This is a genomic window from Lysobacter arenosi, assembly GCF_016613475.2.
GTDB lineage: Bacteria > Pseudomonadota > Gammaproteobacteria > Xanthomonadales > Xanthomonadaceae > Lysobacter_J > Lysobacter_J arenosi.
On record NZ_CP071517.1, the window covers coordinates 1,193,802 to 1,220,102 of the forward strand.

20 protein-coding genes are annotated in these 26,301 nt (G+C 66.6%); 9 read left to right on the forward strand and 11 right to left on the reverse strand.

Translation table 11 applies throughout. The features are described from left to right. The 7 genes from HIV01_RS05660 to HIV01_RS05690 all read right to left on the reverse strand — a co-directional run bounded on the left by HIV01_RS05660 (position 1) and on the right by HIV01_RS05690 (position 10,527). Positions 1 to 543, reverse strand: coding sequence for a pilus assembly PilX family protein (locus HIV01_RS05660; protein WP_245156923.1), 543 nt, complete (start codon positions 541 to 543; stop codon positions 1 to 3). A gap of 38 nt (positions 544 to 581) precedes the next feature. Continuing rightward, complete coding sequence (locus HIV01_RS05665; RefSeq protein ID WP_200605352.1) at positions 582 to 1,577, reverse strand: PilW family protein; 996 nt, start codon at positions 1,575 to 1,577, stop codon at positions 582 to 584. Next, the gene (gene pilV, locus HIV01_RS05670) at positions 1,574 to 2,059 is read right to left on the reverse strand and encodes a type IV pilus modification protein PilV (protein WP_200605353.1); all 486 of its coding nucleotides are present in this window, start codon (positions 2,057 to 2,059) and stop codon (positions 1,574 to 1,576) included. Before pilV ends, HIV01_RS05665 begins: the two co-directional genes overlap by 4 nt. Then, positions 2,040 to 2,642, reverse strand: coding sequence for a GspH/FimT family pseudopilin (locus tag HIV01_RS05675; RefSeq protein ID WP_200605354.1), 603 nt, complete (start codon positions 2,640 to 2,642; stop codon positions 2,040 to 2,042). Before HIV01_RS05675 ends, pilV begins: the two co-directional genes overlap by 20 nt. A gap of 117 nt (positions 2,643 to 2,759) precedes the next feature. Beyond that, positions 2,760 to 5,870, reverse strand: coding sequence for an efflux RND transporter permease subunit (locus HIV01_RS05680; RefSeq protein WP_200605355.1), 3,111 nt, complete (start codon positions 5,868 to 5,870; stop codon positions 2,760 to 2,762). A 13-nt stretch (positions 5,871 to 5,883) separates the two neighbouring features. Continuing rightward, the gene (locus HIV01_RS05685) at positions 5,884 to 9,369 is read right to left on the reverse strand and encodes an efflux RND transporter permease subunit (protein ID WP_245156925.1); all 3,486 of its coding nucleotides are present in this window, start codon (positions 9,367 to 9,369) and stop codon (positions 5,884 to 5,886) included. An 18-nt stretch (positions 9,370 to 9,387) separates the two neighbouring features. After that, on the reverse strand, positions 9,388 to 10,527 hold the full coding sequence (locus tag HIV01_RS05690; protein ID WP_200605356.1) for an efflux RND transporter periplasmic adaptor subunit: 1,140 nt from the start codon (positions 10,525 to 10,527) through the stop codon (positions 9,388 to 9,390). Positions 10,528 to 10,831: 304 nt separating this feature from the next. Here HIV01_RS05690 and HIV01_RS05695 point away from each other — a divergent pair, with 304 nt between their 5' ends. After that, the gene (locus tag HIV01_RS05695; RefSeq protein ID WP_200606378.1) at positions 10,832 to 11,212 is read left to right on the forward strand and encodes a c-type cytochrome; all 381 of its coding nucleotides are present in this window, start codon (positions 10,832 to 10,834) and stop codon (positions 11,210 to 11,212) included. A gap of 11 nt (positions 11,213 to 11,223) precedes the next feature. Further along, positions 11,224 to 11,658 carry a c-type cytochrome gene (locus HIV01_RS05700; protein WP_200605357.1) on the forward strand — a complete coding sequence of 145 codons (435 nt, stop codon included), beginning with the start codon at positions 11,224 to 11,226 and terminating at the stop codon, positions 11,656 to 11,658. Positions 11,659 to 11,770: 112 nt separating this feature from the next. Here HIV01_RS05700 and HIV01_RS05705 read toward each other — a convergent pair whose 3' ends face one another. Then, positions 11,771 to 13,579 carry a hypothetical protein gene (locus HIV01_RS05705; RefSeq protein WP_200605358.1) on the reverse strand — a complete coding sequence of 603 codons (1,809 nt, stop codon included), beginning with the start codon at positions 13,577 to 13,579 and terminating at the stop codon, positions 11,771 to 11,773. Positions 13,580 to 13,598: 19 nt separating this feature from the next. After that, a complete protein-coding gene (locus HIV01_RS05710) occupies positions 13,599 to 14,195 on the reverse strand; it encodes an NfuA family Fe-S biogenesis protein (RefSeq protein ID WP_200605359.1) in 597 nt (198 codons plus the stop codon). A gap of 108 nt (positions 14,196 to 14,303) precedes the next feature. Between HIV01_RS05710 and HIV01_RS05715 the strand changes: the two genes are divergently transcribed. Beyond that, positions 14,304 to 14,645, forward strand: coding sequence for a 4a-hydroxytetrahydrobiopterin dehydratase (locus tag HIV01_RS05715; protein WP_200605360.1), 342 nt, complete (start codon positions 14,304 to 14,306; stop codon positions 14,643 to 14,645). A gap of 58 nt (positions 14,646 to 14,703) precedes the next feature. Next, positions 14,704 to 15,147, forward strand: coding sequence for an energy transducer TonB (locus HIV01_RS05720; RefSeq protein WP_200605361.1), 444 nt, complete (start codon positions 14,704 to 14,706; stop codon positions 15,145 to 15,147). Between the two features lie 41 nt (positions 15,148 to 15,188). Here the strand turns inward: HIV01_RS05720 and HIV01_RS05725 are convergent, their stop codons facing one another. Next, positions 15,189 to 16,184: an RluA family pseudouridine synthase gene (locus HIV01_RS05725; RefSeq protein WP_200605362.1), complete on the reverse strand. Its 996-nt coding sequence runs from the start codon at positions 16,182 to 16,184 to the stop codon at positions 15,189 to 15,191. Positions 16,185 to 16,614: 430 nt separating this feature from the next. On the opposite strand from HIV01_RS05725, the gene rne reads away from it, so the two are divergent. Continuing rightward, positions 16,615 to 19,827, forward strand: coding sequence for a ribonuclease E (rne, locus tag HIV01_RS05730; RefSeq protein ID WP_200605363.1), 3,213 nt, complete (start codon positions 16,615 to 16,617; stop codon positions 19,825 to 19,827). Between the two features lie 103 nt (positions 19,828 to 19,930). Here the strand turns inward: rne and HIV01_RS05735 are convergent, their stop codons facing one another. Next, positions 19,931 to 20,578, reverse strand: coding sequence for a response regulator (locus HIV01_RS05735; RefSeq protein WP_200605364.1), 648 nt, complete (start codon positions 20,576 to 20,578; stop codon positions 19,931 to 19,933). Between the two features lie 140 nt (positions 20,579 to 20,718). Between HIV01_RS05735 and HIV01_RS05740 the strand changes: the two genes are divergently transcribed. From HIV01_RS05740 to HIV01_RS05755, 4 genes are all read left to right on the forward strand, one after another. Next, positions 20,719 to 21,648 (forward strand): M28 family metallopeptidase, encoded by a 930-nt coding sequence (locus HIV01_RS05740; RefSeq protein ID WP_200605365.1) that lies wholly within the window; start codon positions 20,719 to 20,721, stop codon positions 21,646 to 21,648. 62 nt (positions 21,649 to 21,710) lie between these two features. Beyond that, positions 21,711 to 22,520: an isocitrate lyase/PEP mutase family protein gene (locus tag HIV01_RS05745; RefSeq protein ID WP_200605366.1), complete on the forward strand. Its 810-nt coding sequence runs from the start codon at positions 21,711 to 21,713 to the stop codon at positions 22,518 to 22,520. A gap of 354 nt (positions 22,521 to 22,874) precedes the next feature. After that, positions 22,875 to 24,740: a DUF1302 domain-containing protein gene (locus tag HIV01_RS05750; protein WP_200605367.1), complete on the forward strand. Its 1,866-nt coding sequence runs from the start codon at positions 22,875 to 22,877 to the stop codon at positions 24,738 to 24,740. Positions 24,741 to 24,771: 31 nt separating this feature from the next. Further along, positions 24,772 to 26,130 (forward strand): DUF1329 domain-containing protein, encoded by a 1,359-nt coding sequence (locus HIV01_RS05755; RefSeq protein ID WP_200605368.1) that lies wholly within the window; start codon positions 24,772 to 24,774, stop codon positions 26,128 to 26,130. The last annotated feature ends 171 nt before the right edge of the window (positions 26,131 to 26,301 follow it).

Here is a 26,301-nt window from a genome sequence, read left to right on the forward strand (position 1 = left end):
TCAGCGCAACTCGATAGTTGCTTGCAGCGCCACCACGGCCCGATCTCCGCCTGGATGGCTTCGCGCCGAGATGCGATAGACGGACCTTGGGTAAGCCGGTTGCGCGCCGCCGTACTGGATGCCTGATGCGCTCCTGGCGGGATCCGCATCCTCGCCAGCCACCTGCACGTCGCCCATGTACTCGATGTAGTACTGCGGCGCACCGGCATCTGCTTCGGAATGGGGCGACGTCGACTCGACGCTGATCCAGCAACCGGCAGCGTTGGCTGCGCATTCCCCGGCGCTGGCGGTGTCGACTCCGGGCGGCGTTCCGGGACATAGGGGGCGTCCCGAAGAACAGTCCACCCCTATCGAACGCCCCGCTAGCGCAGCCTCCTGGACTTTCTGCTCCGCAATACGAAGCGCGGATTCGGCGGCCTGGAAGGCCAGGCTGCGATCGTACATGTTGGCGCTCATCCGCTCTTCCATGAGGGTCCCGCGCAGAGCGAACAGGCCCAGCAGCGTGACCACTATCAACAGGATCAAGACCACAATCAGTGCCACGCCGCGCTGCCGCCGGCTGGGCGGAGTCGGGCAAGCAGTCACGAAGTGCGATTCCGCAACGTGACCGTATGGATCATGGCGCGCTCCAGATGGGAACCATCCACGCCTGCTTTCTCGGCGCCCTGAAGCGAAATCCTTATCCGCATGGCGACCACATTGTTCCAGTCGAGGCCAGCACTGGCGGGCACGTATACGCCCGCGCCCGCGACAAGGTAGGTGAGCTGCAGGTCCTGTATATGTTCTGCAACTTCGTCGCGGGGCTTGGAGGCCCCCGCGCCCATCACGGCACGATAGAGCGAACGACCGCCACGGCCGTTGTCATCGACAAACCAGCGCGTCACGTCAAAGCGTGCAACCAGCGAACCCGGACCGTAGGTCTTGCCACCGCCGCTGGCGCCGCACAGGACTGGCAAGGCAAGGTCGGTAGTGCAGTTTCCCGGACTGCCACTGCCTCGTACATACTCGATCGTGCTGCTGCCTTCGCTGGCGCGGCTGAGTTGGAGAATGCTGACCTGACTGTAGTCGCAGACCAGGATGATGTCGCCATCGCCGAAGTCGTGGCCAGTCGTGTTGAGCCTGAAACTGGCCGGCCCACCAGCAGCCGGCTTTCCGTGCTCGATTACGGTAGCAACCTGGCTGCCCGACGACACGAACTCGACCGCATCGGTTCCGTCAGCGGTGCGTGCCAGCGAGCCGTTGTCGTAGCCGACGATTCCCCGGTTCCAGTCCATCCACCACGGAGCGGTTGACGCAGAGGCACCATTGAGGACGTTGGCCACGGGAAGGTTCCTGCCGCAGGGGTTCCCGGCAGCCTGGCGAAGGTCGCGCGCCATCAGTTCGAAGGCCACCCTGCCGTCCTCCTGGATGCGCGCCAGACTCTCGGTAGCCCGAAAGGTCCGCTGGTTGGAAAGGAAGATGGAAACCGCAGCCGCCGTCACCAGCAGGCCAAGCACAAGCGAGATCATCAACTCGACCAGGCTGAAGCCACCATTGTCTTCACGGCTCCCGACGGATCTCCTGTGCAGGGATCTCATAGCCTCACCACGGTGGTCATCTCCTGCTGCCCGCTGCCTCCCGTGCCGCGGGAGTCATCCCAGCGCACCGTCACCCGGCACTCCCTCGCCTCGATACCTGCCACGGCGGTGCACGCTACCGTTCCGCAACCACTCGGACCCAGTTCGGCCTTGATCAGACCGATCCAGGCGACGCGTTCACTGCGTCCCAACGTAGCTGCGGTGCGCTGGTCTGTCCGCGCGAGCGGCGGCGCCTGGCACGACATCCCCATGTCATAGCCTCCTGCCCTGGCTTCGGTCAGGTTCGCGCGCATCGCGTCGAGGATTGCGTAGCTGAGCACCACCGCCTGGCTGCGTTCCAGGGAACTCTGGCTGTTGCGCAGTGCGGTCGCCTGCAGGGCTGCGATCCCCAGCAGTCCGATGGCCATCACCAGCACGGCGACAAGCACCTCGATCAGGCCCACGCCGTTCTGCCTGCCGGCACTACAGGATGCCCGGCGCACTGCACTGCCCTCCCCGGCTCTCCGATCGGGTGGAAATGCGGCTACCCGCGCCAATGCTGATCCGCCGCTGGTTGTCCAACGGACCACCGGTCGGGACACAGACCGCGACCCATGCGTTCAACAACGAACCGCCAGTTGCGTGGGCCAGGCCATCGGATCGGAATGCGATTCGGCTGTTCTGGATCACCGGGCTTGCCGTGAGCTGGACGGCTGCCGGTACGTTGCTCACGCGCAAGATGTCGTCGACGGCCCCATCCCGGTCGACATCGGCGACAGTGATCCAACTATTCCAGACCGCACCGGCCGAGCAGCTGACGCCATCGACGCTACGGCAGACCGTAATGGTCCTGTTGAGCCGAACCGCCTCCAAACGGGCAAGCTGAAGCGTCGCCACCATTTCGTTGGCTGCGCCGCCGACGCGACTGTTGCTGATGATGGCGGTCATGCTCGGATAACCGATCGCGGCGACGATCCCCACCACCGCAACTGCGACCATCAGCTCGAGCAAGGTGAAGCCGCACTCACGACGACGCCCCGGGCAGACGGAACCCGACCCCTGCGGGGTCGCCTGGAGGACGAGCATCGTGACCTTCCTGTGCCTGACTCGTGACTGACGGTGTCACGTTATGCGGCACTGGGCGGGACGCCCATAAGAAAACGGGAAGGCAAGCCTTCCCGTTTCTTCTTACTGCTCGTAGGGCTATTCCGCCTTCAGCGCTGCCACCGCCGCTGCCGGTACGGTGCCCTCACCCTTGCCACGCGCGCGTCGCACCATGCGCGAGGTGCCGTTGCGCAGGTCGTCGAGCATCGCGTAGATCGTCGGCAGGAACAGCAGGCTGACCACCGTCGAGAACGCCAGGCCGCCGGCGATGGCACGCGCCATCGGGTAGTACGGAGGACCGTCGCCGCCCAGCTGCGTGTTGGTCAACGAGATCGGCACCATCGCCAGGATCGCCGTTCCCATCGTCATCAGGATCGGGCGCAGTCGTTCGCGGCTGCCCTCGACCAGGGCATCGGTACGCGACAGGCCGCGTCGGCGCAGATTGTTGATGTGCTCGATCATCACGATGCCGTTGTTCACCACCACGCCCATCAGCACCAGGATGCCGATGAACGCCATGATGTTGAACTCGGTACCGGTGAGCCAGAACAGCCAGAACACACCGAAGACCGAGAACAGCACGCCGCTCATGATCGCCGACGGGAACAGCAGCGACTCGAACACCGCCGCCATCACCACATAGATCATGATCAGGGCGATCAGCAGGTTGAACATCATCTGCTTGTTGGCTTCGGCCTCGTCCTCGAAAGCGCCGCTGTCGAAGGTGAAGCTGTAGCCGGCCGGGAACGCCACCGACTTGAGTGTCTCCTCCATTACCTTGCGCGCCTCGGGTACGGTGGCCTTCTGCGCGAGGTTTGCCTGGATCGACACCGTGGTCTGGCGATTGGCGCGCTGGATCTGCGTCGCCGACGGCTTCACCGCCACGTCCACCATCGCCAGCAACGGCACGGTGCGGCCATCGGGGGCACGCACGGTGAAGCTGTCGATGTCCTCTACGCCGTAATCCTCGGCCCCGGCGAAACGCACCCACACCGGAACTTCGGTTTCACCGCGACGGAACTCGCGCAGCGGAGCACCACGCAGCGCCAGGCCGACAAAGCTGGCCACTTCCTGCGCGCTGAAACCGAACGCCGCCGCGCGATCCCGGTCGACGTGCACCGACAGCTCGCTGTTCTGGTCGCCGATGTCGACGCGGACGTCACGCAGTTCCTTGCGCTTGGCCAGGATCGGCACGATGTCGTTGGCCAGTTCGACCAGGGTCTCGGTCGAGTCGCCGACCAGCTGCACCTGGACGTTCTGCCCCGGCCCTCCGCCGCCGCCACCGCCGCCGCCCTGGTTGCCGATGCCGATATTGGCGCGGGCGGACTTGGGCAAGTCGTTGCGCAGCTTCTCGATCGTCGCCTTGGTCTCGTCGATCTTGTCCAGGTCGAAGGTGATGCGGGTGCCGCCCCAGCCCTGCTCGCTGAAGTACGAGTAGATCTGGGTGATGTTGTAGCGCTTGCGGTTGGCCTCGAGGAACTTCTCGATCTTGAGGATCTCCGCCGACATCTGCTCCTTGGTGTACGCACCCTTCCACTGGTAGAAGATGTTGGTCTCGGTGCCGTCGTCGCCACCGAACATGTTCTTCTTGGTCAGGTTCATCGGCACGATGCTGATGGCGATGATCATCAGGATGCCAAGTACGCTCTTTCCACGGTGCTCCAGGGTCCAGCGCAGGAAGCGGGCGTAGCCGCTCTGCAGGCGCGGGATCAGGCCGCGGTCCGAGCGCACCGCTGGCGGCGTCTTCAGCCGTGCCGAGATCATCGGGATCAGGCTGACGGCCACCAGCCACGAGGCCAGCAGCGACACCGAGATGGTGATCGCGATCTGCGACAGGTAGATGCTGAGAAAGTTGCGGTCGCCGAACAGGTTGGGCAGGAACACGATGCAGTGGCACAGCGTGCCGGCCGACAGGGCGATGGCGACGTGCTTGGTGCCGACGATGGAAGCCATCGTCGGCTGGTCCGGCATGCGCTCGCGTTCCTGGTAGATGCTCTCCACCACGACCACCGCGTTGTCGACCAGCATGCCCACCGCCAGCAGCAGGCCCATCATCGTCAGGATGTTGAGCGTGACGCCGGTGAAGTACATGAAACCCAGGGTCATCACGAAGCAGATCGGGATAGCCAGGGTCACCATCAACGTCGACGGCCAGTGGCGCAGGAAGAAGAACAGCACCGCGATCGACAGCAACAAGCCAATGCCACCGGCCTCGGCCAGCTCGAGCAGCGAACTGGTGACGTTGTCGCCCTGGTTGTCGATGATCTTGATCTGGATCCCGGCCATTTCCGGCTGGTCGCGGATCGCCTCGACCTCCTTGAGCGCGTTGCTGGAGACCTCCACCAGGTTGGCCTGGCGCTCCTTGAAGATGTCCAGGCCGATCGCCGGCTTGCCGTCGAGACGGCGGCCGTAGTTCATCCGCGCCGGCTTCAGGCGGATCTCGGCGATATCGCCAAGACGCGTGCCCTTGGTGTCGATGATCAGGTCACGCAGCTGCTGCAGGTCGGTGATTTCGCCGACCGGCTGCACGCGCAGGCGCCGGCCGCCATCGTCGATCTGCCCGGCGGATACCGAGAAGTTGACCGCCTGCAGTCGGGTGTTGAGGTCGTTGATGCTCAGGTTGTGCGCGGTCAACCTATCCGGATCGATCGCGATCTCGACCTCGTTCGGTGCCGCGCCGGTCACTTCCACCCTTGCCACGCCGGGGATGCGTTCGAGTCGCCGCTTGAACTCGCGGTCGATCATGTCGTACGCGCCGGTCAGGTCGGTCGAACTGGCTAGGCGCACGCGCAACACCGGTTCATCGGTGGTGGAGAACTTGAACACGTTGTAGCGCTGCAGGTCGTCCGGCAGGTCGTCGCGAATGGCATCGATCCGCTCGCGCGCCTCCGAGGCCGCGATGGCGACATCGCGGTCCCAGTCCGAGAACTGCATGAAGATCTCGGCACCGTCGGAACGGGCGTTGGCATCCATGCGCTTGACGTCGGTCATCGTCGACAGCGCTTCTTCCACCGGCCGCAGCAGCGTGCGTTCCACTTCCTCCGGCGTCGATCCCTCGTAAGGGATCTGGACGAAGATGAAAGGTGGCGAGACCTCCGGGAAGGCCTCCAGCGGCAGCCGGATCGCCGCGATCAGGCCGATCACGAACAGCGACACGAAGAACATGATCGCCGTGACCGGCCGCTTGATGCTGAGCTCTGCAATCGTCATGTCAGCGCCCCGTTCAGACCGGCTCGACCTGGCCGTCGTCGTTCGACGAGGCCTTGCCCTGTTCGACATTGCCGCGCGTGCGTCGGGCACGTTCGACGTAGTAGTCGTCGGCGCGACGGTCCAGCAGGTCGTACACCACCGGGATCACCAGCAGCGTCAGCAGCGTCGACACCAGCAGGCCGCCGATCACGGTGATGGCCATCGGCGAACGCACTTCCGCGCCCTCGCCCATCGCCAGTGCCAGCGGCAGGAAGCCGAACAGCGTGCACATCGTGGTCATGATGATCGGGCGCAGTCGCGAACGGGCACCTTCGACCAGGGCCTCGCGCTTGGCCACGCCGCCCTCGCGCAGCTGGTTGACCTTGTCGACCAGGATGATCGCGTTCTTCACCACCAAACCCACCAGCAGGATCAGGCCGATGAACACCACCACCGATACCGGCGAATTGGTCAGCAGCAGTGCCAGCACGGCGCCGACCAGGGCCAGCGGGATGGTGAACAGGATCACGAACGGGTGCAGCAGCGACTCGAACTGCGAAGCCATCACGAGGTAGACCAGGAAGATCGCCAGGCCGAACGCGAACAGCAGCGAACGCACCGACTCGGCCAACTCTTCGCCCTGCCCGCCGATGTGCATGCCGACACCGGCACCGAGCGGCTGCTCGGCGATCATGTCGCGCACTTCCTGCACGGCGGTACCCAGGTCGATATCGCGCAGGTTGGCCGAGACGATCGCCACGCGCACCTGGTCGGCGCGGTGGATTTCGCTCGGGCCGGTGGTCGATACGACATCGGCCACCGCATCCAGCGTCACCGGGCGGGAACTGCCCGGATTGACGATCAGGCGACGGATGTTGTCGACCGAGGCGCGATCGGTTTCGCGGGCACGCACCAGCACGTCGATCTTGCGGTCGCGGAAGCTGTAGCGCGTGGCGACGTCGCCGCGCACCTTCTTCACGACCACATCGGCGATCTGGCGGGTGGTCAGGCCGAGCGCACCGGCGCGGTCCTGGTCGAAGCGGATCTGGATCTCCGGGAAGCCTTCCTCGACCGTCGACTTGACGTCGGCATAGTGAGGATTGGCACGCAGCATTGCCGCCATGCGCTGGCCGGCAACCTGGATGCTTTCCAGGTCCTGCCCGCGCAGTTCGATTTCAAGCGGCGTGGAGAAGCTGAACAGCTCCGGTCGGCTGAAGTCGACCTGTGCACCCGGGTGCGACTGCATGGTCGTGCGCAGGCGCTCGGTTTCGCGCGCCTCCACGTCCTTGCTGCCGCCATCGGCCATCACGACCGTCAGCTTGCCGATGTTCTCGCCGCTCTCGGTCGGATTGGCGTCCAGTCGGGTACCGCTGCCGCTGACGCCATACAGCGTGCGGATGCCGTCGTCCTTGGCGTGCTTGTCCTGCAATTCGCGGACCAGTGCGTCGGTTTCGCGCAGCGGAGTACCCGGCGGCAGCTTCACGGTCATCTCGAAGCGGTCCTGGGCCAGCTGCGGGATCAGGTCAGCACCGAGCAACGGAATCGCAAGCAGGGTCAGGGCGAATGCCGCCGCGGCAAAGCCCAGCACCAGCCACGGCTTGCGCAATGCGGTCGGCAACAGCTTCATGTAGCCGCGCTCGGCACGGCCGTACGGCGCCATGGCGATGTCGCTTGCCTTGCGCATCACCGGACCCACCACTGCGACCACGCCACGCCATGCGCGGACGATCACCCAGGTGAGGCCGAAGAACGCACCGCGGGTGCCGACACCAATGCCATGCTCGACGGCAGCGATCGGCTTTTGCAGCTTTGACGTCGGCTGCCAGCGCGGATGCGGCTCTTCTTCCGGGAACGCCATCGGCGGCCGGCCCTTGAGCGCGCTGAGCATCGGGATCAGCGTCATCGACACGATCAGCGAGATGCCAATCGCCAGTGCCACGGTCAATGCCTGGTCACGGAACAGCTGACCGGCGATGCCCTGGACGAACACCAGCGGCAGGAACACCGCGATGGTGGTCAGGGTCGAGGCAACCACGGCCATGCTCACTTCGCGGGTGCCGGCGATGGCGGCATCGAGGATGCCAAGCCCTCGCTCTCGCGCCTTGGCGATGCTTTCGAGCACGACGATCGAGTCGTCCACGACCAGGCCGGTAGCCAGTGCCAGGCCACCGAGCGACATCACGTTGAGGCTCAGGCCCAGCTGGCCCATGAAGAAGAACGTGGCGATGATCGACACCGGCAGCGACAGGCCGATGACGAAGGTGCTCCAGCCATCGCGCAGGAACAGGAAGATGATCAGCACGGCCAGCATGCCGCCGATCACCGCGTCCTTCTTGACGTCGCTGATGGCATGGCGGATGAACTGCGACTGGTCGTCGATCGTCGTCAGTTCCACGTCCGGCGGAATCTGTCCCTTGATCTCGTCCAGGCGCTTGCTGATCGCGTCGGCGGTGGCAACGGTATTGGCGTCGCCTTCCTTATAGATCGCCAGCTCGACCGCTTCCTTGCCGGCCAGGCGGATGATCGCCTCGCGTTCCTTGTAGCCCTGGCGGACTTCGGCGATGTCCTTCAGTCGCACCGGCATGCCGCCGGCGACGGTGCCACCGCCAGCGGAATTGGCACTTTGCACGGACGCTGCGGCGGCCATGGCTTCGGCCGAACCGGTCTGCGCCGCGATCGCCGCCATCTGTGCAGCCGCACTGGCAGCCGCGTTGTCGCCACCACTGCGCGTGGTCACCAGCATTTCGCGGATTTCCGGCACGCTGGCGAACTGGTTCACCGTGCGCACCAGGTAACGCTGCGAACCTTCCTCCAGACGGCCGCCGGAGATGTTGATGTTCTCCTGCTGCAGGCGCTGGATGACGTTGTCGATCGGCAGGTTCAGCTGCGCCAGCTTCTGCTGGTCGATGTCGACCTGGATCTCGTCTTCCAGACCACCGCCGACCTTGACGGCGGCAACGCCATCGACCGGCTCGAGCTTCTTCTTCAGGTCGTCATCGGCGTAGCGGCGCAGCCCGGTGAGCTGGCGCATGGCTTCGGTGTCGCTGGTCGCGGCGGTCTTGGACGACAGCGCGATGCGGAGGATCGGTTCGGTCGACGGATTGAAGCGCAGCAGCACCGGGGCCTTGGCCTCCAGCGGCAATTGCAGGACTTCCATCTTGTCGCGCACTTCGAGGCTGGCCTGGTCCATGTCGGTGCCCCAGGCGAACTCGAGCACGACGTCGCTCTGGCCGGTACGCGAAACAGACTTCAGCTTGCGCAGGCCCTTGACCACGCCGACGGCCTCTTCGACCGGCTCGCTGATCAGGGTCTCGATTTCAGACGGTGCCGCACCGGTGTACTCGGTGCGCACCGTCAGGGTCGGGTAACTCAGGTCGGGCAGCAGATTGACCTTGAGGTCGCTCAGCGCGATGAATCCGAACATCACGAAGGTGAGGGTCACCATCATCACCGTGACCCGGCGACGTGTGGAGAACTCGACCAGATTGAAGCCGGATGATTCGTTCGCAGGTTGCGTCACGTTCGCTCTCCGCGATGATTACTGCTTCTTGGCTTCGGTTTTGGCGGCCGCGACCTTCTTCGCCGGCTGGCCCAGCACCTGCACCACGGTGCCGTCACGCAGCGCGGTCTTGCCGGCGACCACGACCTGGTCACCCACCTTCACGCCGGTGCGGATCTCCGCCCAGGAACCGTCCATGTAGCCCAGCTTGACCGGCACGCGGGTGGTCTTGTCGCCCTTGACGACGAACACCGCCGGATCGCCATCGTCCTCGAGCAGGGCCACGCGCGGCACCACGAGGGCGTCGGCGCGCTGGTCGTAGTCGATCTTGATGCGACCGAACATGCCCGGCTGCAGCACGCCGCCGCCGGCAAACGCGCAGACCACGCGGAACGTGCCGCTGCCGGAGTCCACCACCGGTGCAACGCGGTCAACGGTGCCGCTGAAGACCTTGCCCGGCAGCGCGTCGACCTGCATCTGCACCGGCAGGCCGGCCTTGAGCGTGGCGAGCTCGCGCTCAGGCACGTTCAAGGTGGCTTCCAGGCGCGAGGTGTCGACGATGCGGAAGATCGGGGTGTTGATCTGGACGAAATTGCCGGTCTTGATCGAGCGCGAGGCGATCACGCCGGAGATCGGCGCTTCCACGTTCGCGTACGACAGTTCCAGGTTGGCCATGCGGTTGGCCGCGCGGGCCTCTTCGAGGTCGAAACGCAGCTGGTCGTTGTCATTGGCGCTGAGCAGCTTCTGCTCGGCCATCTGCTTGCCGCGGGAATAGTTGGCTTCGAGCTTGCGCATGCGGGCGTCGGTCTGGGCGACCTGCTGCTGCGAGCGGGCGGCATCCAGGCGCACCAGGGTCTGGCCGGCACGGACCGGCTGGCCTTCCTCGACAAGCACGTTCAGTGCCACGCCCGAGGTCTTGGCCACCACCTGCGACTCGGCTACCGGCTCCAGGGCCGCCGTGCCGGTATAGCTGGCCGCGACCGCACGACGCGAGGCCTTGGCGACCTCGACCGGGACGGCCTCCGGACCCTTCTCGCCCTCTTTGGCCTGGGCTTCTCCAGGGCCGCCACCGCCCTTGCAGGAGGCCAGCAGCAGGGCGCTCGACAGTGCCAGGCAGGGCAGCAGGACGCGAGCGGCGCGGGCAAAACCACGGCTGCGATTTCGGGAGAGATGACGCATGAATTGAACCCCAAGGTGGCTGTTTACCGGACCGTATGCCGGTGTTGTAGATAGGTATATCACCTGCCCCGTTCACCAACATCCGCCGAAGGTCATGGTGACTGGAGCCATGTCGCGGGCGGAACCCTAGGGAGAGTTCTCGTCAGCCGCAACAACCATCGATGCAAAATGGCACCGCTTCGTTGCATCGATATCGCAGGCTATACTTGCGCACTTATGCGCGGCCCTCCTGAAGAGGGACGGCCACGCGCAGCCAGCTTCAGAAACCTTTCGCTAGCCATTCGAGATTGCGGACTACGACATGATGCGACCGCTGATGATCGCCGCCTGCTTCCTGCTGACCACCGCTGCGTCCGTCGCATCGGCCCAGGAAACCCAGGCCCCCGCCGCTGCCCCGGCCGCTGCCACCGCAACCACGGCACCTGCCGCTGTTAAGGGTGATGCCGCCAAGGGACACCAGCTGACCTACACCTGCCAGGGTTGCCACGGCATCACCGGCTACAAGAACGCCTACCCGAACTTCCACGTGCCCAAGATCGGCGGGCAGTCGGCGGAATACCTGGTCAACGCGTTGAACGAATACAAGAAGGGCGCGCGCAAGCACCCGACGATGCAGGCCCAGTCGCAGAGCTTCTCCGACCAGGACATCGCCGACATCGCCGCCTTCCTTTCGTCCCTGAAGTGAGTGAGCAGACCATGACGAACAAGATCCTCGCCATCGCCCTGCTCGCCTCGCTCGCGGTGGTCGGCTGCTCCAGCTCCGACACCCCGGCCGAGCATTCGGCCGCCGACCGCGCCGAAGGCCACACCTCTTCGTCCGCCGGCCTGCCGGCCGGTCACATCGCTGCCGGCGAACAGCTCGCCAGCACCAAGGGCAAGGCCACCGGCCAGTCCTGCGTGGACTGCCACGGTGCCGAAGGCAATGCCCCGATCGACGGGACCTACCCGAAGCTCGCCGGCCAGTATTACGACTACATCGCCCACGCCCTGCAGGCTTACCGCGATGGCGACCGCGAGCACGCGCTGATGTCGAGCCAGGCCAAGGACCTGACCGACCAGCAGATCGCCGACCTGGCCGCCTACTTCGGTTCGCGCCAGAGCAACCTGCGCGACCTGCACAACGCACACTGATCGCCTCCTGGCGACACAGCGAAAAAGCCCGCTTCGGCGGGCTTTTTTGTGGGCGCGAAACCCGCTTGGCGATGGACAACCTCCGCCACCATTCGGGTTGCTGGCTCCGGCGTCAGCCGCCGGCCGGCTTCACTGACCCGTTGTCTTCCTGCAACGCCGGCTTGAACGGTATCGCCGGCGGCGGTCGCGCGCCGGCAGGCTGGTCGTTGAGGTTGGGATCGCTGATGCCGCAGCCGCCGCCCAAGCTCAGCATCGAGATCACGCACTCGATGCTCTTGCCGGTACCCGGGATCGGAATCGCCACCTTCCTCACGCCCCTGCGCACCCACTCGGCGAGCAGCGACTCGTTGGGAACCCAGTACTTCTCGAAGCTGGTCGGCTCGAAATCGTTGGGCTTGCGACGCAACCACGTGCCGGCGCGGTCGAGGTCCTTGATCTCCTCGGTGATCGTCCCCGGCGGTTGTCCCGGCGAAGCCGAACCGGGCGCATCGGCAATCCGCACGCTGCCGTCGCTGTTGTAGAGACCGGGCTGCTCGCCACGCTGGCCACCCGGACGATTGCGGGTCGACTCGCCCCAATCGTCACCGCGTGTCGGCGTCGACCAGGTTCCCGGTGCGGGCGCCGGCTTGGGTCCGGCACCGGCGCCGGCCACTGGCTGGGTGCCGCTGCCGGCCGGAGCGGCCGGACGCTGCTGAGTGGAACCGGGTGTGCCGGCGGCAGGGGCAGGCGAAGTGCTTGCGGCGGCAGTCGACGTCGCCGGACTTGCGGCCGGCGCTGCCGCCGCGGTGCTGGCAGCAGGCGCACTCGCCGCGGCTGCCGGCGCTTGCGTCGGTGTAGCCGCAGCCGGTGACGGAGGCGCTGGCGTCGGCGGAGTCGGAATCTCGGCCGTACGGATGGTGGGGGTGGTCGATCGCACTTCCGGCACCGGCACCGCCGGGGTCGGCAACGTGCGCACGGGTGCCGGCGGAAGTTGCACGGGCACCGGCACTTCGCGCACGGCGACTTCGCGCTGGCGTTGCTCGATGGATGGCGTGGCGACTTCGCGCGGGGTGATGTTCGGGCGGATCGGCTGCACCGGTTCGGCCACTTCCGCCGTGCGCACGGTTGGCGCCGCCGTGCTCAGCTCCGGAGCCGCCACGACTGCTTCCGGCGGGCGGCGCCGCGTCGGTGGCAACACGAACACGGTCGGTTCGCTAGGTGCCGGCTCGCTGACGACCACCGGCTGTTCGACCGTCGGAGCCGGAGGTGGCAGCTGCGGTTCTGGAACGTCGCGCTGGGCGACCTCGGGGATGGGGGCATCGACGGTCGGTGCCGGCGGCGCGACCTCGGGCGGGCTTAGCTGTGCGCTCGGCGTGCTCGCCGCGCTCTCCTGGGCTGGCGCGGCAGCGGCTTGCTGCGGTTGCGGCTGGGCCTGCTGCTGTTGCTGTTGGCCCGGCTCGCCAGGGCCGCCGCCCGGTTCCTTGGGCGTGCCCTTGCCGACGTATTCGACCATGACCACTTCTTCGCCCTGCGGCTGCAGTGCGCTGGCGGCCATGAAGCGCAGGTACATCAGATACAGCAGCATCGCCACGAAGAACACGTGCCAGAGCACCGTGAATGCGGTGGCGAACCAGTGCACGCGGCGGTCGATGCGGTCCTGCTTCACATCGCCGTGCCAGTCCTGTCGCCACAGCGTGGCGAAAGACTGCCAGCGGGTCAGATCGCCAATGCGCTTTGGCGGCGGCACGGCCAGCGGCCGCGCAAGGAACACCTCGATGAACGCTTCCGCGGTCGCGCCACGGACCGCACCGATGCGCTCGTGCAGGCTCGCGAACCACGTCTGCCAGCCCGGCGGAAACTCACCGGGTTGGCGTCGCAGATGCGGCGAAACCAGCTGCAGCCGTCGCTGCAGGGCGTGGATCAGTTCGGCGGCGGAGAACATCTACGTCGCCGCGCCCTGCTCAGGCCGCCGAATCGCGGCGGATGTAGGGTGCGTCGCCGGTCTCGTGATCGGTGGCATCACGCACTGCCGTCACTCCGGGCACCTTGGTCATCAGTGTCTTCTCGATGCCCTGCTTGAGGGTCACGTCGGCCATGCCGCAGCCGTGGCAGCCACCACCGAACCGCAGAACGACCACGCCATCGGCGGTGACTTCCTGCACGGCAACGCTACCGCGATGGGATGCCAGCTGCGGGTTGATCTCGTGCTCGACGATCCAGTGCACGCGCTCGACCAGCGAGGCCGACTCGGCAGGCTCCTCGCCCTTGATCTTCGGCGCGCGGATCTGCAGCTGGCCACCGGTGGCCTGGGTCTCGTAGTCGATCTGGGCGCCGTCGAGGTACTTCACGCTGGCGGCGTCGAGCCACACCGTGAAGCCTTCGCAGTCCACGGCCCACTCGTCACCCTGGAGGTCACCGGGCTCGGCGAACTCCAGGCGCACGTCCGCACGCGGCGTGCCGGCGTGGACCGCAGCCAGTCGCACGCCCAGGCCTGGCAGGGCCTCGCGTTCGATCAGCTTGAGGAAGTGGCGCTGGGCGGATTCGGAAATGTTGATCATGGGGGCTATTCTACCGGGGTCCGCGCAGCACGATGGTGCGCCCCCTTGGAATGACCGCCGACGATGGCATCTGTTCAGTCGGCGGGCCGCGTAAAGGAATCATTGCCGATGAACGACCTCGTCCCCCTCGCCCAGGCCCATTGCCTCGCCCGTCGCGGCAGCGAACACCGGCTCAGCGAAGCTCGCATCCGCGAACTGCTGCCGCAGGTCCAGGGCTGGGAACTGGTCGAGGACGGGCACGCCCTCTCCAGGACGTACTCGTTCGGCAACTACTACGAAACCATGGCGTTCGTGAACGCGCTGGCATTCATGGCCCACCGCGAGGACCACCATCCCGACCTCGGCGTGCACTACAACCGCTGCGTGGTGCGCTATTCGACCCACGACGTCGGCGGCCTGAGCGAGAACGACTTCATCTGCGCGGCCAAGGCCGACGCCCTGGCGGGTTGATCGCCCCGCCCATTCCACATTCCCCGAGGCAGTCAGCATGGACATGATGGGCACGGATATGAAGAGCACGCTTCGCCGCCACCGTTTCACCGCGCTGGCCTCGGTCGCCCTGCCCCTGCTGCTGGGTGCCTGCCACAAAGGGTCGGAACAGCCGGCACCGGCGGCGGTCGCACTGACCGAGCTGATGGCGGTCGATACCCCTCCACCCGGCTATCCCGAGGAACTGGCCTGCGACAACATCGGCGGCCAGGTGCTGCTGGCGCTGTCGGTCGGCGCGGACGGCAAGGTCGCTTCGGCCAATGTATTGCGCAGCAGCGGCATCGCTCCGCTGGACAAGGCCGCGCTGGAAGGCGTGCGCAACTGGACCTTCAAGCCGGCGACCCGTGGCGGCGTGGCGCAGTCGAGCAAGCTGCAGGTGCCGGTGAACTTCCGGCCGCCGGCGGTGCGGCCGCAGTCGTGCTTCGCGCTGGACGAGCAGCGACGTCGCGCTGGCGGGAAGTAAGAGCGGATGGATCCCGGCGTTCGCCGGGATCACGTTGACGGCTATGCCAGCCGGTCCAGCACGTCGATCAGCTCCGGCGCCAGCGGCGCGTTGAGCAGGTACGGCGTCTTGCCGTTGTCGAGCGAGAACTCCAGCGTCGAGGCGTGCAGGAACATCCGCTTCAGGCCGACCTGATCGCGCAGGCGCTTGTTGACCTCGGCATCGCCGTACTTGTCGTCGCCCGCGATCGCGTGGCCGATGTGCTGGGCGTGGACGCGGATCTGGTGGGTGCGGCCGGTCTCGATGCGAACCTCGCAATAGGACTGCCCGCCGCGGCGCTCGAGCACCTTGAAGTGGCTCAGCGAAGCCTTGCCTGCCGGATTGACTTGGACATGGCGCTCGCCACCCTGGCGCAGGCCGACGTGCAGCGGTGCATCGACGGTCATCACGCCATCGGGCATGCGACCTGTCAGCAGCGCCAGGTAACGCTTGCGGATGCCGATGCCGTCGTAGTCGCGGTCCTCGCGCATCAGCGCCTGCAACTCGGTCAGGGCCGAGCGCTTCTTGGCCACGACCAGCAGCCCCGAGGTGTCCCGGTCCAGGCGATGGACCAGCTCCAGGCTCATGTTCGGACGCAGCGCCCGCAGCGATTCGATCGCGCCGTGGCTGATGCCGCTGCCGCCGTGACTGGCCAGGCCAGCCGGCTTGTTCAGGGCCAGCAGGCGCGGGTCCTCGAACACGATCGCCGCCTCGAGGGCATCGAGCAGGCCCTTCGGCGGCGTCGGCTTGTCGCCTACCTCGCTGAGACGAACGGGCGGAATCCGCACCTCGTCGCCGGCCTCGAGCTTGCGCTCGGCCTTGGCGCGGCCGCCGTTGACCCGGACCTGGCCCGAGCGGACCAGCTTGTAGACCAGGGACCTGGGCGCGCCCTTGAGCTGGCCGAGGAGGAAATTGTCCAGGCGCTGCCCGTCCCGATCCTCGGGGACACGGACGGTGCGGACCTGGCTGGCGTCCTGGCGAGGCGCCGGGCCGGGGTTGGGGGGAGCTGAATGGGTCATCCGGGGGAGGTTATCTGATACACTCGCGACGCGAGATAAGGTTTTGATTTCGCAGGAACTTGCACTCAAAGGCCGAAAGCCCCTGTCCTGCGATTCCGGTCCGCGTCTAACCACTGCCCCCGGGGTAGCCATGTTAGCAGCGATGGTCCGGCGGAACCGGTTCCCGCCCGGTGGGTCAAACCACCTGTGATGAACACGTCCCGTGCGGCGTTCGCGCCGCCGGCCCTAGTACCAGGAAAAAAGAGATAAGCGCTCCCGCGGCGTGCCGTGGTGTCGTAGCGCTGGAAAACTTGAAGCCGCCGCGCCCGGATCATTCCCTGGCAGAGGCAGGCTTGCGGTATCCAGAGGCGAAACGCCCACGGCGTTCCGCGGCTGCAGGACGCATGCGTCCTGCGCCGACCACGCGCAGGAGCGCGCGAGGAACGCAACAATGAAGCGAATGCTGATCAATGCGACGCAGGCAGAAGAACTGCGCGTCGCCACCGTCGATGGCCAGACCCTGTACGACATCGACATCGAGCAACCGGCGAAAGAGCAGAAGAAGTCCAACATCTACAAGGGCCGCATCACCCGGCTCGAACCCTCCCTCGAGGCAGCCTTCGTCGAATACGGCGGCGAGCGTCACGGCTTCCTGCCGCTGAAGGAGATTTCCCGCGATTACTTCCAGGCTGGCGTCGACCACAACAAGGCCGGCCTGCGTGAACTGTTGCGCGAAGGCCAGGAAGTCGTAGTCCAGGTCGACAAGGAAGAGCGTGGCAACAAGGGCGCTGCCCTGACCACGTTCATCTCGCTGGCCGGCCGCTACATGGTGCTGATGCCCAACTCGCCCACCGCCGGCGGCGTCTCGCGCCGGATCGAGGGTGACGACCGCGCCGCGCTCAAGCAGGCGATGGACAGCCTCGACATCCCCGACGACATGGGCGTCATCATCCGCACCGCCGGCGTCGGCCGCGATGCCGAAGAGCTGCAGTGGGACCTCGACTACCTGTTGCAGGTGTGGAAGGCCATTGCCGAGGCCGCGCTGACCAAGCCGGCCCCGTTCCTGCTGTACCAGGAATCGCGCCTGATCATCCGCGCCCTGCGCGACTACATGCGCCCGGACATCGGCGAGATCCTGGTCGATACGCCGGAGATGTACGCCGAGGCGCGCGACTTCGTCGAGCAGGTGATGCCGCACAACCTGCGCAAGCTCAAGCACTACACCGACGATACCCCGCTGTTCAACCGCTTCCAGATCGAATCGCAGATCGAGAACGCCTACGAGCGCGAAGTGCGCCTGCCGTCGGGCGGCGCGCTGGTGATCGACCAGACCGAAGCGCTGACCGCGGTCGACGTCAACTCGGCGCGCGCCACCAAGGGCGGCGACATCGAGGAAACCGCGTTCAACACCAACCTGGAAGCGGCTGAGGAAGTCGCCCGCCAGATGCGCCTGCGCGACCTCGGCGGCCTGGTGGTGATCGATTTCATCGACATGGCGTCGAACAAGCACCAGCGCGAAGTCGAGAACCGCCTCGCCCACGCCCTCAAGCAGGACCGTGCGCGCGTGCAGATCGGCCGCATCTCGCGCTTCGGCCTGCTCGAACTGAGCCGCCAGCGCCTGCGTCCGTCGCTGGGCGAGTCGAGCCAGATCGTTTGCCCGCGTTGCGAAGGCCACGGCCGCATGCGCAGCGTCGAGTCGCTGTCGCTGTCGATCCTGCGCCTGGCTGAAGAGCACGCGATGAAGGAGAACACCGGCCAAGTGCTGGTGCAGGCTCCGACCGAGATCGCCAACTACCTGCTCAATGAAAAGCGCCGCGCCCTGAGCGAGATCGAGAAGCGCCACGACGCGCCGATCCTGATCGTCGCCGACGAGCAGCTGCACACCCCGCACTACGAAGTCACGCGCATCCGCGAGAACGAGCTGGGCGAAGAGTCGAGCAAGCCGAGCTACCAGCGTGGCACCCCGCGCAAGCTGCCGACGCATGCACTGACCAAGGCCCACCTCAACATCCCGCCGACCCCGGCGGTGACCAACGTCAAGCCGGCCCAGCCTGCCCCGCTGCGCGAGCCGCGTGAGCAGCCGGTCGACCAGATGCCGGCACCGGCACCCGTGGTTGCGACGCCGACCCATTCGATCGGCGTGGTCGAGCGCATCCTGCGTTTCTTCCGCGGCAGCCAGCCGGCTGCGGCGCACACCGCCCCGGCCGCGCGTCCGCAGGACGGCCGCGGTCGCAACGAGCGCAATGACCGCAACGCACAGCGCCGCGACGGCCGCGGTGGCAAGCAGGGTGGCCGCGACGGCCGCCGTGACGAGCAGCCGCGTCGCGACGAGGCACGCCGTGACGAGCCGCGTCGTGACGAGCAGCGCCGCGACAAGCAGCAGGCCCAGGGCAACCAGCCCAAGCAGCCGCAGCAGCCGCAGCAGGCCAAGCAGCAGCAACAGCAGCAGCCCAAGCAACAGCAGCAGCCCCGGCCGCCCAAGCCGCAGTCCGACGAGCGCCAGCAGGCGCAGGCCCAGCAGCAGGCGCAGGGCGAAGCCGCCCCGCGTCCGCCGCGCGAGCCCAGGCCTGCCGCAGCCAAGCCGGAAGCAGCACCGGTGACGGACGCCGCGATCATCGCAACCGCAGCAGTGGCTGGTGAGGCCGCCGCCGCAGTGGCCGGTGAAGCCGTCGAAGCCGCCAAGGTCGAGGGCGTTGTCGCCGCGACCAACCCGGGCGAGAACGCAGCCGCCGCTGGCGAAGCCGCCGGCGAAGGCAGCGGTCGTCGTCGTCGCGGTCGTCGTGGTGGTCGCCGTCGTCGTCGTGGCGGTGGTGGTGAAGGCACGGCCGGTGGCGAAGAAGCCGGCATGCAGGATGACCATCTGCTCGACGACGAAGACGACACCGGCAGCGAGCACGCTCCTGCGCCGGCCGTCGCGGCAAACCGTTCGCAGCCCGAGTTCGACTTCGATGACGAGGCCGATGTGGGCACGCAGGCGGCCAAGCCTGCTGCCGTCGCTCCGGCGGCGGTCGCAGTGGCTGCCGTGGCAGCGGTTGCACCGGTGGTGGTCGAGGCGGTCAAGGCCGAACCTGTCGCCACCCTCGCCCCGGCCGTCGAGCCCGAAGCACCGGTTGCGACGATCGAAACGGCTGCACCGCAGCACGACGACGTTGTCGTTGCCCCGGTCACGCCGGTTGCGGTCGTCGAAGCACCCGTGGTCGTGGCTGATGTCGTCAATGACACGGTCGCCGAACCGGTAATCGAAACCGTGCCGGAGCCGGTCGTTGTCGAAGCACCGGCGGTGGTGGAAGCGCCGGTCGCCCAGACCACGCCGGAAGCGCCGTCCGTGCAGGATGACGTGCAGGACGAGCCGCTGAAGTCGGCGCGCATCGACGAAGTGCAGATCACCGACTCGCGTCCGGTCGCACCGGTTGCGCCGGTGGCCGACATTCCGCGCACGGCAGGCCTGTTCGACGCCCTGCCGCAGGAAGGCATTGCTCCGGTCGAAGTGGAGCCGGTCGCCGCTGCGGCCGATGCCGCCGTCGCCGGCGCCGATGCCGCTGCGGAATCGGCAGCAGTCGAGCCGGCTGCTGACGAGACGTCTGTTGAAGTGCCGGCAGACGTGGCCGCGCACGAGATCGACAAGCGCGGCAGCGAGCCGAAGCACGAGGAAGGCCACGCCTGATCGGCGTAGCTTCCCTGGTTCCGATCCAGCAGAACTGGCCGCCCTTGGCGGCCAGTTTTGTTTTGGGGTTGTGAATCAGCGCCTGGCTCGCAGGCGCGACACGTCAGAGCGCGTTGACCGGATCCACCAGTCCGTAACGACTGGCCATGCGCGCCAACGCGATGTTGTCGTGGATGTCGAGCTTCTCGAACAACCGCGCTTTGTGCGTGTTGACGGTCTTGGCGCTGAGGCTCAGGCGCTTGGCGATATCGTCCTGGCGCAAGCCCTGCACCAGCAGCAGCGCCACTTCCAGCTCGCGCGGCGACAGTTCGTCGAACGGCGACGAATCGCCCGCGATTCCTGACAGCGCCAGGTTCTGGGCAATGCTGCTGGCCAGGTAACGCTTGCCACGCGAGACATCGCGCACGGCCCGCACCAGCTCGCTGGCATCGCCGCCCTTGCCCACATACCCCGAAGCTCCTGCCTCGAGCAGGCGCTTGGGCATAGGACCGTCCTCGAGCACGGACACGATGATCACGCGCGTGCCGTGATCGCCACGCACCACGCGTTCGGTGACCTCCAACCCGCTCAGTCCGGGCAGGTGCAGGTCGCACAGCACGACGTCGGGGTGCAGCTTGCGGATCATCGGCAACGCGAGCTCGCCGCTCTCCACGTCGCCCACTACTTCGATGTCGGTCTCGGCCGACAGGATCATGCGCATGCCCGTCCTGACCAGCGCATGGTCGTCTACGATGAAAACTCGGATGCTCATCCTTTTCCCCGGGCAGTTTCTCGCCGGGTCCCGAGGCTACGCGCCACTTCCGGGGGGCGCAACCCGCCAGGCCCAATGGCCCATTGCACTGGGCGCAAGCTTGGGCACACTGCGGACTTTCCCGACAAGGATTCGATCAGATGCGTCAGCTTGCCCCCGTTCTTGCCGTGCTCCTGGTTGCGGCGTGTGCTCCGACAACACAGGCCACGCGCCCCGCCGCCGCAGTGGTTGCGCCGGCCGCCGATACGCCGGCAACGCAATGGCTTGGCGACGTACGCGCGATTTCCGACGCCGGCGAGAATGCACAGCGTCGCGCCGCGATCACGCAGCGGATGGATGCGATGGGCATCACCTGGCGCAAGGAAGCGTTCGTCGACGGCAAGCGCGAAGGCGAGAACCTGATCGCCGACCTCGGTGGTCCGGACGGCGCACCTCTGCTGCTGATCGGCGCCCATTCCGACCGCGTCGAACACGGCAAGGGCGCCACCGACAACGCCTCCGGCAGCGCGACCGTGCTCGCGCTCGCGCAGCGGCTGCGCGCGCAGCCGTTGCAGCATCACCGCGTCGCGATCGCGTTCTGGGACCTGGAAGAAGCCGGACTGCTCGGCTCCAAGGCATACGTCGCGGCGGGCAAGACCAAGCCCGCGCTGTACGTGAACTTCGACGTGTTCGGCTGGGGTGACACGCTGTGGATGATGGCGCCGGCAAAGGGCCAGCAGGCACTGGTCGACAACAGCAGGACCGCAACGCAGTCGGTCGGCATCGGCTTCTCTCCGGGCGAGCAGTACCCGCCCACCGACCACCTGCCCTTCATTCGTGCCGGCTGGCCGGCCGTGTCGTACTCGCTGGTGGGCGCAGACGAAATCAAGCTGGTACTTGAAGCCTATGCCGGCAAGAAGCCCGCCGCGCCGGCGAAAGTCATGGCGGTCATCCACAGCGACAAGGACACGATCGAGCAGGTCGATGCGACCGCTGCCGTGCGCGGCGTGGATGCAGTCGAAAAGGCGTTGCGCGGCTGGGATGCCGCGGCATCGGCAGCAGCGACCGGAATGTCCGCAAACGGCCAGTAATCGCCAACCGTTCCTGCCAGGCTGGTTCAACGCTTTCTCCCCCATCAGTTCGTGAGGTCTCCATGTCGAGCAACGCCCAGTACGCAGCGCAATTCCGTCAACTCCATGCAGGTGGGCTGCTGTTGCTGCCCAATGCCTGGGATGCCGGCAGTGCACGCCTGATCGAGAGCCTGGGGGCCAAGGCGATCGCCACCACCAGTGCCGGCGTCGCCTGGGCGAATGGCTACGCCGACGGCGACCAGTTGCCGATCGCGCAACTGGTCGCAACGGCGGAGTCGATCGCGCGCGTGATCGCGATTCCGCTCAGCGTCGACGTCGAGGGTGGTTACTCCGATGACCCGGCGACGGTGGCCGACAATGTCGTGCGCCTGGCGGACATCGGCGTGGTCGGCATCAACCTCGAGGACGGCGCCGGCGCTCCGGAGCTGCTCTGCGCCAAGATCGAGCGGATCAAGAGCGAATGCGCACAGCGCGGGCTGGACGTCTACGTCAACGCGCGGACCGACGTGTACCTGCGCGGGTTGGCGCCGGCCGGCCAGCGCGTCGAGTCCACCCTCGCCCGCGCTGCGCTGTATCGGCAAGCCGGCGCCGATGGGCTGTTCGTGCCGGGCCTGACGGATGCGGACGAGATCGGTGCGGTCGCGTCCCGCGCCGGCGTGCCGCTCAACGTGATGCTGCGCCCCAACCTGCCCGACACGGCTGCGCTGGAGGCATTGGGCGTGCGCCGGCTCAGCGCCGGTTCCAACCTCGCCGAAGAGGCGTACGCGCACACGCGGGCGGGCGCGCAGGAGTTCCTGCGCAGCGGTCGCAGCCCGGCGTCGGCAGACGCGATCGGCTACGGGGCGATCAACGGGCTGTTCGCCGATCGCTGATCGCGCGTGTCAAGCCGCCCGCCGACGCAAAGTCAGGCGCGGACTCATTCTGGCTCCCTGGACACATGTTTCCAGGGGCCATTTCCCGGGTCGCCAACGGCCCGGAAGACCCTTGAATTCAAGCCGGATTCGCACATGACGCATGTGTAGTCCGGCACGGCCGCATGCCGTCGCTATTCATGAAAACGCTCCGGACGCCTTGTCATGAAATGACAAGTCGGTGACGCCGTTCGTCAAATTTTGCAGCCCGCTGCCTCCCTATAGTCGATCGCTCCATTCGGTTGCCACCGCGAAAGAACGGTCGGCCCGATGGATTTTCGAACACAACCACGGGGGCGGGGTGCAGTGAAGTCAATGAATGCAACGAAGGCAGTATCGAAGGCGCCCAGGCGTCTGCTCAGCGCCATCATCACGGCCACGCTGGCCGCTGCCGGCAGCGCCGGCGCAGTGGAGATCAACACCGGCAATCCGGACATCGTCCTGCGCTGGGACAACACCATCCGCGTCAACCTGGCCAATCGCGTCGAGAGCCAGGACGCCAAGATCCTCAACAGCCCGAACTACGACGACGGCGACCGCAATTTCGACACCGGCATGGTGTCGGAGCGCTTCGACCTGCTGAGCGAGCTGGACTTCGTCTACCAGGACCGACTCGGCTTCCGCGTCAGCGCCGCCGGCTGGTACGACCTGGCCTACGAGAACATCGACAACACCCACCTCGTCTCGTCCAACCACATGCGCGATGGCCGCGCTGCGATCGGCCTGAGCGATGAAACCGACCGCTACTTCCACGGTCCGTCGGGCGAAGTGCTCGACGCGTTCGTGTTCGGCAAGTTCGATGTCGGCTCGATGCCGCTCAACGTCAAGCTCGGCCGCCACACCGTGTTCTGGGGCGAGGCGATGCTCAGCCCGGTGCACAGCCTCAGCTACGGCCAGTCGGCACTGGACCTGGGCAAGCTGTTCTCGGTCCCGGGCACCGAAGCCAAGGAACTGTTCCTGCCGCGCGAAGCCTTCTCCGCACAGATGCAGGTCACGCCGGAGCTGTCCTTTGCCGGCCAGTACTTCTTCGACTGGGAACAGGCGCGCATTCCCGAAGCGGGTTCGTTCCTCGGCTTCAACGACCACCTGCTGCGCGGCGGCGAATCCTTCATCTTCAGTGCCGCGGCGGTGACCGCCGCCAATCCGCTGGGCGTGAACCGCCTGGTGCGCGGTGAAGACAGCGAGCCCAACAAGCATGGCGACTTCGGCCTGTCCTCGCGCTGGAGTCCGCAGTGGCTCGACGGCACGCTGGGCGCCTACTACCGCGAGACTGCAGATGTGCTGCCGCAGGGCAATGCCACTCCGGCGGTGCGCCCGGGCACGCCGGCGACGCTGTGCCGCGCACTCGGCCTGGTGCCGTTGAACGCGACCACCTGCTACATCAATCCGTCGGCCGCGACCGTGCCGGAAGTGCTCGGCGGCACCATCGGCCGTTATGCCGCCGCCTACGCCGACGACATCAAGATCTACGGCCTGAGCCTGTCGAAGAACCTGTGGGGCGTCAGCGTCGGTGCCGACCTGAACTACCGCGAGAACATGCCGCTGCTCAGCGATACCGTCAGCGTGCTGCCGGCATCGCTGGCTCCGCTGGCCGCCTCGCTGCCGGCTGGCAGCCTGTTCGCGCCCCCCACCGAGGGCGAGACCGGTGGCGCGCGCGGCTCGACCTGGCACGGCGTGCTCAACGGCTTCGCCAGCTTCGCCGACACCCCGATCTGGGATGCGGCAAACCTGATCGTCGAACTGACCTGGAACCACTGGAGCGACGTCAAGGAAGGCGCTGCCGTCTTCAAGGGCCGCAGCAACTACACCGTCATCGGTCCCGGCGGCACGCCGGTCACGCCGGAAGACAAGGTGACCAAGGACTTCTACGGCCTGGCGGTCAATTTCACGCCGACCAAGTACCAGATGTTCCCGGGCGCCGACCTGTCGCTGCCGATCAGCTACTCGCAGGGCATCAGCGGCAATTCCGCGGTGCTGCTGGGTGGCAACGAAGGCGCCGGCAGCTACTCCGTCGGCGTGGCCGTCGATCTTCATTCGAAGTACCGCTTCGACCTGAAGTACGTCGACTTCCTCGGCAACGCCACCACCAACCCCGCCAACGCCATCACCTCGTACGGTGGCGCCAACTCGCTGCTGACGGATCGCGGCTTCGTGGTCTTCACTTTCAAGACCACGCTCTGAAGCACTCCAGACTTTTGCAGAGGAACACACCATGACATTCGCCAAGACCCTCCTCGCCGGTGCACTGCTGGCCGTACTCGGCAACGCCCAGGCGGCGGTGACCGCCGACGAGGCCAAGCAGCTCGGCTCGCGCCTGACGCGCGTCGGTGCCGAGACCGGCGCCAACGCCGACGGCACCATTCCCGCCTACACCGGCGGACTGACCACGGCACCGGCCAGCTTCAAGCCCGGCACCTCGATCCGTCCCGATCCGTTCGCCAGCGAGAAGCCGCGGCTCACGATCACCGCCAAGAACATGGCCCAGTACGAAGGCCAGCTGACCGTCGGCGCGCGTGCGCTGCTGAAGAAGTACCCGAACTACCGCATCGACGTGTACCCGACCCACCGCACCGTGGCCCTGCCCGATCGCGTGCTCGACAACACCGCCGCAAACGCCACCCGCGCCAGCACCAAGGACGGCGGCCTGGGCATCTCCGGCGCCATCGGTGGCTATCCGTTCCCGATCCCGAAGAGCGGCTACGAGGCGATGTGGAACCACCTGCTGCGCTATGTCGGCGTCGCCAGCAACTTCAAGTACGACAACTGGAACGTCGATTCGTCCGGCACGCCGGCGCTGGCCACCAGCGGCAAGCTGTTCGTCGAATACCCCTACTACGACCCGGCGGCAGCCAAGCCGGCGGAAGAAACCGACGTCTACTTCCGCACCAAGATCTTCTACAACGCACCGGCACGTCGCGCAGGCGAAGCGCTGATGGCGGTTGACGTGGTCAACCCGTTCAAGCGTCCGCGACGCGCCTGGCTGTACCTGCCCGGCCAGCGCCGCGTGAAGCTCGCGCCTGACATCTCCTATGACACGCCCAACCCCGGCACCGCCGGTTCGGCCACGTACGACGATGCCTGGCTCTTCAACGGTTCGATGGACCGTTACGACTTCAAGCTCGTGGGCAAGAAGGAGATGCTGGTCCCGTACAACACCTACCGGCTGACCTACGCCAAGAAGGCCGCGGAAGTGACCACGCCGCAGTTCGTCAATCCCGACCTGGTGCGCTGGGAACTGCACCGCGTCTGGGTCGTGGAAGCCACGCTCAAGCCGGGCAAGCGCCACATCTACGCCAAGCGCACCTTCTACCTCGATGAGGACAGCTGGACCGCACTGGCCGCCGACCAGTACGACGCCAATGGCCGCCTGTACCGCGCATCGTTCGCGCACATGTCGCCCAGCTACGACACGCGCACGCCCAACGCCGAGACCCAGGTGTTCTACGACCTGACCTCGGGCGTCTACAACATCAGCTTCCTGATGGGTCCGTACGACGGCATCCGCTACACCAACCCGCTGCCGGTCAACCAGTGGTCGCCCGACGCACTGGCCGGTGCCGGGGTGCGCTGAGTCCTGAGGGACACGATCTCCGGCGGCGGCCTTCCGCCGTCGGAGGTCTGCGTTACCAAGTCCTGTCGCTGAACGAAATCAAGTCATGAACCCTCTTCGCTTTAGACACGCCGCCGCGGCCGCACTGGCCACGCTGCTGGCCACGTCCGTCGCCTCGTCGGCCACCGGCCC

Bases quoted from the DNA above. Each gene is read 5' to 3' on its own strand.
- HIV01_RS05715 (WP_200605360.1), top strand. From the start codon at position 14,304: ATGAACGACCTCGTCCCCCTCGCCCAGGCCCATTGCCTCGCCCGTCGC.
- HIV01_RS05725 (WP_200605362.1), bottom strand. From the start codon at position 16,184: ATGACCCATTCAGCTCCCCCCAACCCCGGCCCGGCGCCTCGCCAGGAC.
- HIV01_RS05675 (WP_200605354.1), bottom strand. From the start codon at position 2,642: ATGCTCGTCCTCCAGGCGACCCCGCAGGGGTCGGGTTCCGTCTGCCCG.
- HIV01_RS05740 (WP_200605365.1), top strand. From the start codon at position 20,719: ATGCGTCAGCTTGCCCCCGTTCTTGCCGTGCTCCTGGTTGCGGCGTGT.
- HIV01_RS05710 (WP_200605359.1), bottom strand. From the start codon at position 14,195: ATGATCAACATTTCCGAATCCGCCCAGCGCCACTTCCTCAAGCTGATC.
- HIV01_RS05705 (WP_200605358.1), bottom strand. From the start codon at position 13,579: ATGTTCTCCGCCGCCGAACTGATCCACGCCCTGCAGCGACGGCTGCAG.
- HIV01_RS05735 (WP_200605364.1), bottom strand. From the start codon at position 20,578: ATGAGCATCCGAGTTTTCATCGTAGACGACCATGCGCTGGTCAGGACG.
- HIV01_RS05755 (WP_200605368.1), top strand. From the start codon at position 24,772: ATGACATTCGCCAAGACCCTCCTCGCCGGTGCACTGCTGGCCGTACTC.
- HIV01_RS05680 (WP_200605355.1), bottom strand. From the start codon at position 5,870: ATGACGATTGCAGAGCTCAGCATCAAGCGGCCGGTCACGGCGATCATG.
- HIV01_RS05665 (WP_200605352.1), bottom strand. From the start codon at position 1,577: ATGAGATCCCTGCACAGGAGATCCGTCGGGAGCCGTGAAGACAATGGT.
- HIV01_RS05690 (WP_200605356.1), bottom strand. From the start codon at position 10,527: ATGCGTCATCTCTCCCGAAATCGCAGCCGTGGTTTTGCCCGCGCCGCT.
- HIV01_RS05750 (WP_200605367.1), top strand. From the start codon at position 22,875: ATGAATGCAACGAAGGCAGTATCGAAGGCGCCCAGGCGTCTGCTCAGC.
- HIV01_RS05720 (WP_200605361.1), top strand. From the start codon at position 14,704: ATGAAGAGCACGCTTCGCCGCCACCGTTTCACCGCGCTGGCCTCGGTC.
- HIV01_RS05700 (WP_200605357.1), top strand. From the start codon at position 11,224: ATGACGAACAAGATCCTCGCCATCGCCCTGCTCGCCTCGCTCGCGGTG.
- HIV01_RS05745 (WP_200605366.1), top strand. From the start codon at position 21,711: ATGTCGAGCAACGCCCAGTACGCAGCGCAATTCCGTCAACTCCATGCA.
- rne (WP_200605363.1), top strand. From the start codon at position 16,615: ATGAAGCGAATGCTGATCAATGCGACGCAGGCAGAAGAACTGCGCGTC.
- HIV01_RS05695 (WP_200606378.1), top strand. From the start codon at position 10,832: ATGCGACCGCTGATGATCGCCGCCTGCTTCCTGCTGACCACCGCTGCG.